The organism is Streptomyces sp. CoH27, from assembly GCF_020181035.1.
GTDB classification, from domain to species: domain Bacteria; phylum Actinomycetota; class Actinomycetes; order Streptomycetales; family Streptomycetaceae; genus Streptomyces; species Streptomyces camelliae.
This window is the reverse complement of sequence record NZ_JAIQYY010000014.1, coordinates 240,778-251,683: the sequence shown is the minus strand read 5'-3', so window position 1 is coordinate 251,683 and position 10,906 is coordinate 240,778. Positions and strand designations below refer to the sequence as shown.

The 10,906-nt window shown below is 68.1% G+C and carries 11 protein-coding genes and 1 pseudogene; 8 read left to right on the top strand and 4 right to left on the bottom strand.

What is annotated here, in order from left to right; translation table 11 throughout:
• The first annotated feature begins 108 nt into the window (after nt 1-108).
• Nucleotides 109-837 (top strand): helix-turn-helix domain-containing protein, encoded by a 729-nt coding sequence (locus LE548_RS46600; protein ID WP_374116173.1) that lies wholly within the window; start codon nt 109-111, stop codon nt 835-837.
• 551 nt (nt 838-1,388) lie between these two features.
• Nucleotides 1,389-1,481: pseudogene (locus tag LE548_RS46595) on the top strand (GntR family transcriptional regulator); the annotation flags it as partial.
• Nucleotides 1,482-1,535: 54 nt separating this feature from the next.
• Here LE548_RS46595 and LE548_RS46115 read toward each other — a convergent pair.
• On the bottom strand, nt 1,536-3,209 hold the full coding sequence (locus LE548_RS46115) for an AAA family ATPase (protein WP_225099228.1): 1,674 nt from the start codon (nt 3,207-3,209) through the stop codon (nt 1,536-1,538).
• A 205-nt stretch (nt 3,210-3,414) separates the two neighbouring features.
• On the opposite strand from LE548_RS46115, the gene LE548_RS25220 reads away from it, so the two are divergent.
• On the top strand, nt 3,415-3,564 hold the full coding sequence (locus tag LE548_RS25220) for a hypothetical protein (RefSeq protein ID WP_225099227.1): 150 nt from the start codon (nt 3,415-3,417) through the stop codon (nt 3,562-3,564).
• Between the two features lie 84 nt (nt 3,565-3,648).
• On the opposite strand, the gene LE548_RS25215 is transcribed toward LE548_RS25220, so the two are convergent.
• Together LE548_RS25215 and LE548_RS25210 are read right to left on the bottom strand one after the other, a co-directional pair.
• Complete coding sequence (locus tag LE548_RS25215; RefSeq protein WP_225099226.1) at nt 3,649-4,212, bottom strand: peptide deformylase; 564 nt, start codon at nt 4,210-4,212, stop codon at nt 3,649-3,651.
• Complete coding sequence (locus LE548_RS25210; protein ID WP_225099225.1) at nt 4,205-5,209, bottom strand: helix-turn-helix transcriptional regulator; 1,005 nt, start codon at nt 5,207-5,209, stop codon at nt 4,205-4,207. The genes LE548_RS25215 and LE548_RS25210 overlap by 8 nt, the downstream gene beginning before the upstream one ends.
• 125 nt (nt 5,210-5,334) lie before the next feature.
• Here LE548_RS25210 and LE548_RS25205 point away from each other — a divergent pair, with 125 nt between their 5' ends.
• The 5 genes from LE548_RS25205 to LE548_RS25185 are packed head-to-tail and all read left to right on the top strand — an operon-like array spanning nt 5,335 to nt 9,862.
• Nucleotides 5,335-6,495, top strand: a complete 1,161-nt coding sequence (locus tag LE548_RS25205; RefSeq protein ID WP_225099224.1) for a glycosyltransferase — start codon at nt 5,335-5,337, stop codon at nt 6,493-6,495.
• Entirely contained in the window at nt 6,492-7,196 is a 705-nt protein-coding gene (locus tag LE548_RS25200; RefSeq protein ID WP_225099223.1) for a hypothetical protein, read from the top strand. Before LE548_RS25205 ends, LE548_RS25200 begins: the two co-directional genes overlap by 4 nt.
• Nucleotides 7,193-8,422, top strand: coding sequence for a hypothetical protein (locus LE548_RS25195; RefSeq protein WP_225099222.1), 1,230 nt, complete (start codon nt 7,193-7,195; stop codon nt 8,420-8,422). The genes LE548_RS25200 and LE548_RS25195 overlap by 4 nt, the downstream gene beginning before the upstream one ends.
• Entirely contained in the window at nt 8,422-9,288 is an 867-nt protein-coding gene (locus tag LE548_RS25190) for a glycosyltransferase family 2 protein (protein ID WP_225099221.1), read from the top strand. The genes LE548_RS25195 and LE548_RS25190 overlap by 1 nt, the downstream gene beginning before the upstream one ends.
• Nucleotides 9,289-9,337: 49 nt before the next feature.
• Nucleotides 9,338-9,862, top strand: a complete 525-nt coding sequence (locus LE548_RS25185; RefSeq protein ID WP_308030558.1) for an ATP-binding protein — start codon at nt 9,338-9,340, stop codon at nt 9,860-9,862.
• A gap of 68 nt (nt 9,863-9,930) precedes the next feature.
• On the opposite strand, the gene LE548_RS25180 is transcribed toward LE548_RS25185, so the two are convergent.
• Nucleotides 9,931-10,800, bottom strand: coding sequence for a ParB/RepB/Spo0J family partition protein (locus tag LE548_RS25180; protein WP_225099219.1), 870 nt, complete (start codon nt 10,798-10,800; stop codon nt 9,931-9,933).
• Nucleotides 10,801-10,906: the final 106 nt, after the last annotated feature.

Here is a 10,906-nt window from a genome sequence, read left to right as displayed (position 1 = left end):
CTATGCGGGCGTCACCCCGACGCGGGAGCAAACCCCCGGATCAGGTCGAACCCGTACACCACTTCCCAGGACGCAACCTGCTGCTTCGGTGGCTTGGCCCTGGGGACGATGGCAGGCACGCCGGAATTGGCGGATCAAGCATCTGTCGAGGGAAGCTACCTCTTGGCGGCAGCGTCGGAAGCGAGCTACGCCCTCGCTCCGCCCGGTGAGACGTACACGGCCTTCACCGGAGAGCTTCTGGAAGTTCTTCGCGCAGGCATACCTGGTGGGCCGGAGCTGCTGGAGCTCGACGCCGTGTACCGGCATCTGCGCCGCTCACTCGGAGCGAAGGGGCGTCCCATCCCGCAGGCTCGAAACAGGAACACCAGCGCTCGACTGGCACTCGGACGAAACCGAGCTTTCCTTCCAGGATCTCCTGTCGGCTCCTCGGCTGACTCGGACTTGGTCAGTCGCGCTTGGCCAGAGCCTGACGGTGTCCGCACTGTCCCAGGGTTCATGGCCAGGCTTCGGGATGTGCGTGAGACGTCCGGCTTGACCCAGAAGGCGGTCAGCCAACGGTCCGGTGGGCGAATCTCGGAAGGCAACGTCAGCACACTACTCAATCGCGAGACGTTGCCCAGGACATGGACGGCGGTGCCGGCCTTCTTGTCCGCTTGCGGTGTGCCGGACGAACAAGTGAAGCAATGGCATGCGGCCTGGATGAGGCTTAGGACGGAACAGCCAAGCGCCATTGACGCTGCGCAGCCGTCAGAAGGCCAGGCTGCGAAGCCTGTGGCAAGGAGAGGAACCGGCTGGCGGAGGCTAGCTGGGCGCATTGGGCGACCAAAGTCGCGTTAGCCTCGGCGCCCTACGGCGCCCGGGAAACCTGGGCGGTTGGACTTGTCTGCTGTGGTCTTGTAGTGGGCTTGTCCGAGTCGTTTCCGAAGATCGTATTCCAGAGGGCGATGGCAGCGATGGCCAAGACCACGATGATCCAAGTCGATGGTTTCTTTGCTCGCTTCGAGACCACTGTCGGTCTGACGTACGTGGCTGCCCGGTAATGCCCCCTGCGGTACTGCGCCATCGCTCAGCCTCCCCCGAGGTCAACATGGACGAGTTGCTCGTCGTGCCGAGCAGTTTGACAGTGCGTGGGGGGTGGCTGGAGGTGAGTTGGAACCATACGGCTGGATTCCATTCATCGGATGTGGTCTCCGCCGAGGCGCTCGGGCACCGGCGGGTCCCATGTGAGCAGGACGGGACTCGTGCCTGAACCTCGTAAGGGCTCTTCGACGACGGCACCTGCTGGCCAGACGCCGTCGGTCTCTGCTCGTCCGGCCCTTGATGTCGCACGTGGCACACCCATCGTCGAACCAAACCCCGGCTACGAACCACCTCCACGAAGGCCCCACACCCGGATGCCCACTCCCACCGAGGCCAGGACTCTCCGCCTCGCCTCTGGCGTCCCCGTCATCCACCTCATCCGCACCGCCTACGACACCGAATGACGCGCCAGCGTGGGCTACCAGGAGTGGACGCCGCTCGATCAGGGGCAGCTCTTAACGTGGCACGGTCACTGCCATGAGATTGCCGTCCCCAAGATGGAGCCAGCCCCGGCCAGGAGTGATGGGGCTGCCGACAACGGAGCTTCCCGTCTTGATGCCGATCCAATCACCAGCGTGCCGCTCCTGAGGAGACAGAAGGAGGCCGCGGTGGGCTCTCTTCGCCCTGTTTAGCCAGGGGTAGTGCGGACGGAGCTTGTCCTCGTCGCCTGCCAGGACCAGCGCCGTACCGTCTTCGAAGCCGTGCTCCAGCAGGTTCCGCAGCACACGCTGGGCATCGCACTCGTCCAAGACCTCTGCGTCGTCCATCACGACAACGATCGGGTCCTCGGCAGAGGCCCTCGACAGCGCCTCCTCGAACTCGTCGTGCCCGATGTCGTCTTGATCGAAGCAGGCCACCACGCCGTCTCGATCAGCCAACCTCCGTAGAGGCGAGGGCTTGGGCGTGGCTAAAACGAGTTGGGTGCCTGATGCGAGCAGAGATCGTGCGATGTTCACCAGTGTCGTGGAGCGACCTGACCCTGGGGGTCCGGCCACGACGAACGCGGGAGCCGTGCCGGAGGCCAGATCAGGGCCATACGCGGTCAGACTGTCGCCTCCGACGCCTGCGAGCGCCCACATCCTCGGTGCCGCCGGATCACGCATCGCCCATGCCTCATCGAAGCTGATGCTGGACGGCAATGTGCCAGCGCGGTTCTGTGCTTCTACCGCATCACGGGCCGCCTCCCAAAGACCGAGCAACAGGACGTGATCCTTCATCTGGAGTCCTGCCATGTGAGAGAACGCGACGAGCGCCTCACGCTCGGGTAGCTCATCGTGGGTGTACCAGCGGATCCAGGCATCCGACGAGACGCCCGTCTGCTCCTCCATGTCGGTAAAGGACCACTTGCGCTTGCGCCTGTGTTCGTCAAGGCATCGGTGCAGAGTGACCAGCTCGAGCCGTGCCGGTGAGTAGGGCACCTCGAACTCTCTGCTCTTCACACCGTAGAACGTTGCGTTCGCTGGCCGTCGCTCCTCTGCGGCATCAGCCATCTTGGCGAAGCCGTCACTGCGGCGCACCACACCAAGAAACACTCTCAACGCGTCCTTGTCGTACCAAAGGGCCTGCGCTGCGTTGAGGATCAGCCCCTTCAAGGACTCCTCCGCGTAGTTGAACTGCGCAGCGGCTTGGTGAGGGTTCGATGACGTCTCCCTGCCAGCCGATGGCTCTTCTGCCGCCCGCCCGCTTGAATCCTTGGTGTCCTGCTTGCGCGAGTCCTTGGAAGAGCCAGCCGCGTCGTCCACGTCGTCATCGGCAGCAGACGCCGTGCTATCTGCCGGAGGGTGCACTGACGCTTGGGCGACCGTCTCCCTGACGACTTGCTTCCATAGGCCCTTGAAACGGTTGACCTCGCCGTCTACGTCGTTGTGCCGACCGACTTCGGCTAGGACGCGGACGATCGCCTCAAGGCGACCCCAGGGCGGGAGATCTGGCTTTTGGAAGGCATCCAGCACCGCCTGGTGATTCACGATCCAGTAGTCCTCCACATCCCTACCGACGTGGTCGCGAATAGTCCGCGCTGACGGGAGTCCCGCCTCCAGCCTCAGATCATGGAGCTCATCGTTCAGCTTCTTCAGGTCAGGCTGGTCAGCCAGCTCGGGCCTCTTCCACGGCTGAGCAACCACAATCACTGCTCCTTCTGATGAGCCTTCGCCTGGTCTGTTGATCTGGTGTGTCGGTGCCCGCGCTTACAGGCGTCAGGATCTGTCACGCCTGTCATTCAGTGGCTGCTCTTGGCCGATGCTGTCAGTGCTCGTCTTGACTCGTCAGGGCGGTCCGTGAGGCACCCACGCTGGATGCACAACCCAGTCGGTGCCACACGGAAGGTGGATCCTCATGGAACAGATCAGCGTGCGGCTCGTAGTACTTCTGCTGGTCGGAGTCCTCGTCGTCGCTCTGACCCTGCATGCGCCCGAAGCCGGGGCGGCCTTGGTTGGAGCCACGGCGGTGGTGGCACTACTCGCCCAACTCATGGGCCGCGAATGACTCTGGACGGGCGGAGATGCTTGCAGCCATGCACACTCGGCTAAGCCACACCACCGGCATATGTCGACAGCGCTGATTTCGGTCCTACTCGTACGCCCAAGCTCGCCCAGTCTGCCGGTACTCCTCCACGGGGATCGGATCGACCCCAGGCAGCATGCGGGCCGTGTAGAGAAGTCCGTCGAGGTGGTCGATTTCGTGGTGGATGAGCCGGGCGAGGCCGCGTTCGTACTCGGTCGTCGTTGTCTCGCCGGTCAGAGCCGTGGCATCCACCGTGATCTTCAGCGGGCGGGGGACGAGGCCGCGGACGTCGAAGAAGCTGAGGCAGCCCTCGTACTGCTCGTCCGTCTCCTCGGAACAGTCGGTGATGCGGGGGTTGAGCAGGATGACGGCCGGGGCGTCGTCGGGAGGCAGAACCACAGCGGCGGAGCGGGCGATGCCGATCTGCGGGGCGGCGATGCCCATGCCCTTGGCAAAGGGGTGGACCTGGCCGATGCGCTCGATGGCGGCGAAGAGTTCGTCCACGATGCGTTCGGCCTCGTCACGCTCGGCCGGCAGGGCGAAGACACGGGCCGGTTCGGCGAGGATGCCGGCCTCGTGCTGGACGACGCCGAGGTCTCGCATGCGCTGGCTGGGCCGCAAGTCAATCACCTGAACTCCCTTGATCTGCTTCGCCGTCGGGTCGCGCCCGGAACCGCCATTCCAGACGGTACCGAGCGTGCAGGGCGGGTGTGGTCGTGATCCATGTGAATTGCCGTAGTCCGGTGTTGTCGCTGCGGACGGGCGGGGTGCGCAGCGGGGAGGCTTCGGCGGTCATGGAGGTTTCGGTGCCCCATACGACGGGGTCGAGGTTGGCGGGGAAGACGAGCTGGACTTCGAGTTGTTCGGTGGGCAGGCGGACGGCCCGCTGGAACCAGTTGCCCCACTTGTCGTCGCCGACGGTGTAGGCGTACTCGATCCATACGGATTCACCGGGGTAGAGGGGGAAGCGGCCCTGTTCGTTGTCGAACAGCAGCCAGACTTCCTTGAAGGCGTCGCGGTCGTGCTTGGCCTGCCAGCGCATCACCTCGCCCCGGCAGGTGGCGGTGAGGGCGAGTTCGTTCCAGGTCAGGGGGTGGGCCCGGTAGTGGGCGTTGGATCGCTCGGGGTCGCCGGGGTAGCGGTCGACGCTGATGCGGATCAGGTAGCGGGTCACCGGTTCGGTGCCGGTGTTGCGCAGCAGGCGGCGCATGGTGAGCCGGTAGTTGCGGCCGTCGTACTTCAGGCAGGCCGCATCGTGTTCGACGACGAGGGCGGAGCCGGTGGCGTACGGCTGCTCGGGCCTGCGTGGCGCTGGCGGTGCTGGTGGGCGCTTGGCTCGCGCCTCGCGGGTTCTGGCCTGCTCGTAGTCGCACCAGCGTCGCCAGATCGCCTTGCCGGCGTTCAGGGCGTCGTCGGCGAGGCGGGCGAAGTCCTCGCTGGGCTTGTGGCGGCCGGACTCCATGTGACTGACGTAGGACGGGTCGAATCCCATGTCCTGCGCGAGTGCGCGCTTGGACATGCCGCGTACTTCCCGCCAGCGAGCCAGTTCGGCTGCGAAGTCCTCGGCCGCCTGCTCGGCGGTGATCTCCTCGCCCTGCGCGTCCATCGAAGCCCCGCCCCGCGTCATCTTCAGTGACCATGAATGAACCGTGAGTGATCCCAGTTCATCATCCCGTCACGGGTCACGTCACCGATTTCCTTCCCTCACCGACCCGGATCGACCGTCCGGGCAGACGAGGGAGGCGACGCTCCATGCGCGTGCTGTACCTGCTGAACATCTCCAACCCCGACCGGCTGTCGGCAGATTCGGGGTGGATCTTCGCGGACCTCCTGGCTCCGGCGATGGCGGACGCGGGAGCGGAGGTGACCGTGGCGGCCCCGGCTCCCGCCGGTGACGACCGCTGCGGCTTCCACCAGACCAAGGTGCCAGGGACGAAGTACCGGGCCCGGTTCTCGGCGGACATCGACGAACTGGTCGCGCTCATCAGGACCGAGCGGCCGGATGTGGTCGTGGCCAACCAGATCGAGGAGGCCCCGGCCGTCCGCACCGCCCTGCTGGAGGCCCGGTCCGACGCTCTGCTGGCTGGCTACTGCCACTACCTGCCGTTCTCTTTCAACAACGGCGGCCAGCTCCTGCTCGACCCGTCCTTGAACGATGCTGGTCTGGGCAGGCCAGTGCTGCTGGCGTTCGCCGCCGGCCTGGCTGCCTGCGACCGGGTACTGGTCCACTCCTCGACGGCCGCCTCCTGGGTATCGGCCGCCGCCGCCCGGATGACGGTGGACTTGGGCGGGAAGCTGCGGGTGGTGCCTGCGCCCAGGGACGAGCGCCTGGTACGTGATCCCGCTTCCGCCCAGGCTGCCTCCAGCACCGGTGGTGCGATCGGCATCTACAACCACCGCCTGTACGCGCATTACGGCACGGAGCAGTTCGTCGGCCTGGCCCGCGAGCTGGTGGCCTCCGGGATGGTGCGGCTGCGGGTGATGGACCTGTTCGGCCAGCGTCGCACCGAGCGCACCGGCCTGGACGACAGCCCCGAGAAGATGCGCGACCAACTCGCCGCGCTGCCGCACGTCCAGGTCGTCTCCGACCGAGGTGATCGCGTCCGCTACCGGAGTCTGCTGGCCGGTGCTCGCTTCGGCATCGCCCCGTACCGGCCGGGCTGCCCGTGGTCGATGAGCGTGATCGACTGCCAGGGCATGGGCTTGCCTGTGATCTCGCCCCGCCTGGGCTGGCTCGCCGAGCACATCGACACCGAGCTGTGCTTCACCACCACCGAGGAGGCCGTGGCCCTGGCCGAACGCCTCGCGACGGACGACGAGTTCCACGCCGTACACGCCAAGCGCGCCCACGCCTCCACCTGCGAGTTCACTCCCGCCTTGGTCGCCGCCCGCTACCTGGAGGGCGTCGCATGAGCCTGTTCGACGCCGTCTTCCTGTCGTACGACGAGCCGATGGCCAGCTCCCTGCACGCCCGGCTGCAGCGGACGCTGGGTGGCACGGTCAAGCGCCTGCACGGTGTGCACGGGATGCGCCGGGCCTACCGGCTGTGCGCAGAGCTGGTCGATCGTGAGCAGTTCTTCCTCGCCGACGGCGACTTCGCCATCGACAACGGCTTCGACGCCTCCGGTGTCGAGCCGCTGGAGGAGGGCGTGTCCATGCGGGTCTGGCAGGCGGTCAACCCGGTCAACGGCCTGTCGTACGGCTACGGCGGGCTGAAGCTGATCCGTCGAAGTGCCCTGCGCGCGATGGGCGAGGCCGTGGACGTGCTGGCCGCGCTGCCCGGCCGGATCGAGTTCGCCCAGCAGAGGGCGGGGATCACGCGGTTCAACCAGAGCCCCTTTCATGCCTGGAAGGCGGGTTTCCGCGAGTGTGCGATGCTCGCCCGCGGCAGCGAGTACGGCATGGCGGACGACGATGCACGTCAGCGGGTAGAGGCATGGACGGCCAGTCGCGACGGTGAGTTCGCCGACTACGCCGCCGCCGGGGCTCGTGAAGGCGTCGCCTTCGCCCGCGAGGCCGCCCGTGACGCGACGCAGTTCGACCAGCTCAACGACCCCGGGTGGCTGCGTGAGCGATTCACCACCGCTCACGGTGACCAGGTGGTTTCCGGGTGACCGGCCCGCTCGTCCTCATCGAGCCCCGTGCTGACCGGCTGGGCGGCCACTGTCAGCGCGCGCTGGCGGCCCTGGCCCAGGCCAGACCCGGCAGCCTGGTCATCGCTCCGCACGGGATTGCAGCCGAGGCAGTTGCCGCCTTACGCGAGACCGGTGCCCGGCTGGTCACCACACCGGCCGGACGCCGGGCGGCCGTCCTGCTGGTCGCCGCGCGAGCGGCGGCCGGGCTGTCCGCGGTCGGCCGGCGGATCTTCCGTCATCGCCGCTGGCCCCGCCTCCTGCGGCGGTTGCCGCATCAGGTCACGCTGGTCGCCCGCTGCCTGACCGAGGCGTCCGCCCTGCGCAGTGCCCGCCGTCTTCAGCCCGCCGCTGACGCGGTGGTGATCCTGACCGCGAGCGAGGCCCTGCACGGAGCCGCCGCCCTGCTCGGCGGCCAGCCGCACCTGCGGTTCATCCACGAACAGGTCACCACCGAGGACACCATCGTGCGGTGGCTGGGCCGGCTCGCCCGCCACCATGAGCAAGAGGTGATCGCCCTGGCCCCGACCCGATCCGTTGGCGACCAGCTCGCCGCGTCCTTCCCTCACCTGCCCGCTCTGGTGGCCGTCTTCGCGGTCGATGACGACCGCCGTCTGACCGACGCCGAACGCGACGGCGGGCGGGCGGCGTTCGGCATCCCCACCCCTGACGCAGTGGTCTGCCTGGTTGGCGGCTGGTGGCCCTACAAAGACATCGACACCATCGACGCGGCGCTGGCACGGCTGAAGGAACCGCTGCACCTGGTGGTCACTGGCCATCCCCTCGATGAGCAGGTCCTTCAGCGGTGGCGGAACCTGCCCCATCTGCGGCTGCACATCGTGCCCGGCCCGGTCACGGACAGCGTCCTGCGGCTCGTCTACGGCGCCGCCGACGCCGCTCTGGTCGCCCGACACCCCGGCGTTGCCAAGGAATCAGGGCTGGTGCTGGATGCCACCCGCCTCGGCGTTCCGCTGATCTTCTCCGACCAGGACACGGCGCTCACCGCCCGCCTGCGCGGGCAGCCGTGGGCCCGGCCCTTCCCCGCCGGCGATCCGGACGCCCTCGTCGGCGTCCTGCACGACGTCATCCGTCAGCCGCCCGAACTGCCTGACCCAGACGCGCCCGCGCTGTTGGGCATGCGCTCGGCCGCCGAACAGGCCGACCTCCTCACCCGCACCTTCGCCTCCCTGCACACGAAGGAGTCCTGATGCTGAGCACGCCTCCCGCCCTGATCGCCGTGATCGGACCCATCGAGCCTCCGCTGCTGGCGGCCTGGGCCCGCCACTACCGCAAGCTGGGCATCGAGCGGTTCCTGATCGCCTTCCACTTCCCCGAGCACGTCCCCGACATCCGCCGGCACGAACTCCAGGCCGCAGCCCGGGAAGCGGGCATCATCCCGGCCCGCACCAGCACCGGCCCCTGGCACGAGCACACCAACAGCGAACTGCGAGACGCGCTGCGGCACCGGGCCGGGCCGGGATGGCATCTGCTCGCCGACGCCGACGAGTTCCACCAGTACCCCGGCCCGTTGCCGCAGGTGATCGCCCACGCGGAGAAGGCAGGTCACCGAGTGGTGGGCGGGCTCATGCTCGACAGGGTCACCGCGAGCGGACGCCTGACCGGCTGGCGCCCCGACGGCGGACTCGACCACGCCTATCCCCTCGGCGGCCACCTCACCCACCGGCTCCTGCACGCCGACCCCCGCAAGATCGTCCTGGCCCGCCACGACGTCACCGTGGCCTCCGGCAACCACCGGGCTCCCGGTCACCGCCCGGACCCCGACCGCATCTGCGCGGTGCACCACTTCAAGTGGTGCGATGGCGTACGGCAGGACATCGAACGCCGGGCCACGCACTCCGCGGACGGCACCTGGCAGAGCGCCTCCCCGGCCCGGCTCGCTGAAGCCCGCCGCCTGCTGGCCCACCTCGGCGAGCACGGCGGCGGCATCAATACCAGCGGCCCGCGGTTCGGCTTCCGCCGCGTGAGCCTGGCCCGGATGCCCGCGAACTGGCATGCCGAGGCCCGCGCCATCGCCACTGCCTGGCGGCCGTACGCCTACAGCGGCCAGGATTGACCCACAATGGCCGTGCTCGCGGAAAGCTCCACGCGAAAGGGATGAGCACGTGCCCCTCGCTGTTCTCCTGGCCGGCCTGACCGGCTCCGGGAAGACCACCGTCGCCCAGGCACTGGCCGCACACGGCTTCACCCGGCTGTCCGTGGACGAGGAGGTACACCGCCTCCATGGCCGTTACGGCGTGGACTACCCCGAGCACACCTACTTCGAGCGCGAACGGCCCGTGGTCGAGGCGATCCGCCAGAGGTTCGTCAAGGAACTCAGCGCCGGCAACGACGTCGTCCTGGACCACGGGCTGTGGCGCCGCAGCGAGCGCGACACTTGGCGGCAGGCCGCCCGCGAAGCGGGCGCCCTGCCCCTGGTCGTCTACCTCCCCGCCGACCGCAACGAGCTGCTGCGGCGCCTGGCCGAGCGCAACCAACGCGAAGACGCCAACGCCCTCACTGTCACCCCTGAAGCCCTCGACGACTTTTTCGCCCGCTTCGACGTCCCGGCCGAGGACGAGGAAGTGATCGTCTACACCGGCAGCGTCGACCGCCTGCTGGCCACCCTCGCCACGCATCGGCAGAGCTGAGAGTCTTTCGGCACTCGTCCTCTCGGGGCCGGCCTTTCTTGGCTCCGGCCCCGAGGGGATGTGCTGCGTCAGGCCAGGGTGGTCAGGCTCTGGGCGAGGGTGCGGGCTTCGGGTGCGAGGCCGTCGAGGATGTCCCGCGCGTAGGGGGTGTCGGGTCGGGCGGCGAGCTCCTGGACGGCGGCCCAGTTCTCGGCGATCAGCTGGAGGGCTTGCCGTGCTCGGTGGATGGCGTCCCGCCGGTCGGCGAGGAACTGTTCGGCATCCTGGTGGGCCTGGTGCCAGGTGAGCTGCCCTTGTTCGACGAGCTGGGTGAGGGGCGGTGCGGTGCCGCCGTCGGCGAGCCGGAGGGCTTCAGCGTCGCTCACGCGCTTTCGGAGTCGCTCTTCTTCCTGCCGTTCGTCGAGTGCCGCCGTGGCGTCGTCGAGGGTGATCAGGCCCTCGGTGACCTGTTCGGCGAGGTCGGGGGCGTGCTCGCGCAGACGGTCGTGCTGGGCCTGGAGGGCGGCGGATCGCTTCTTGTGCTCCTGGACGGTGCTGTAGGCGGCGTCGAGGCTGAGGGTGCCGGTGCGGACCTGTTCGGCCAGGTCGGGAGCGTGCTTGAGGACCGTGGTTGCGTTGGAGATGCGGGTCAGGCTGATGCCGTGGAGCTTGGCATGATCCCGCAGGGAGTGTTCCGAAAAGAAACGGGCCATCGCGACGATCATGGCCAGCTGGCCCTTGGTGACGTGCCGGCGGTACAGGTTGAGGGAGAGGATCAGCCCCTTGGGGTCGGTGCCGGTGTAGGTGGTGAAGCTGGGCTCGACGCCGGCGATCTCGCAGGCGGCGAGACGGTTGCGGCCGTCGAGGAGGATGCCGTCGGCGTCGAGAATGATCGGCTCGTGCTGGCCCTCGGCCTTGATGGACTCGGCGAGGTCGTGCAGCTCGTCCTCGCTGAGCATCGGGAACATGGTGGCGGTGGGGTGGATCTTCAGGGCGGGGCTCCTTCTTCGGATGGGGCGCTGACGGCACCCTGCTGGGGGTCTGTGGCCCTGTGGGGGCCGGTAC

Coding starts and splice junctions, on each gene's coding strand:
- LE548_RS46600 (WP_374116173.1), top strand. CDS start 109: ATGGCAGGCACGCCGGAATTGGCGGATCAAGCATCTGTCGAGGGAAGC.
- LE548_RS25220 (WP_225099227.1), top strand. CDS start 3,415: ATGGAACAGATCAGCGTGCGGCTCGTAGTACTTCTGCTGGTCGGAGTC.
- LE548_RS25210 (WP_225099225.1), bottom strand. CDS start 5,209: ATGACGCGGGGCGGGGCTTCGATGGACGCGCAGGGCGAGGAGATCACC.
- LE548_RS25205 (WP_225099224.1), top strand. CDS start 5,335: ATGCGCGTGCTGTACCTGCTGAACATCTCCAACCCCGACCGGCTGTCG.
- LE548_RS25200 (WP_225099223.1), top strand. CDS start 6,492: ATGAGCCTGTTCGACGCCGTCTTCCTGTCGTACGACGAGCCGATGGCC.
- LE548_RS25190 (WP_225099221.1), top strand. CDS start 8,422: ATGCTGAGCACGCCTCCCGCCCTGATCGCCGTGATCGGACCCATCGAG.
- LE548_RS25180 (WP_225099219.1), bottom strand. CDS start 10,800: ATGCTCAGCGAGGACGAGCTGCACGACCTCGCCGAGTCCATCAAGGCC.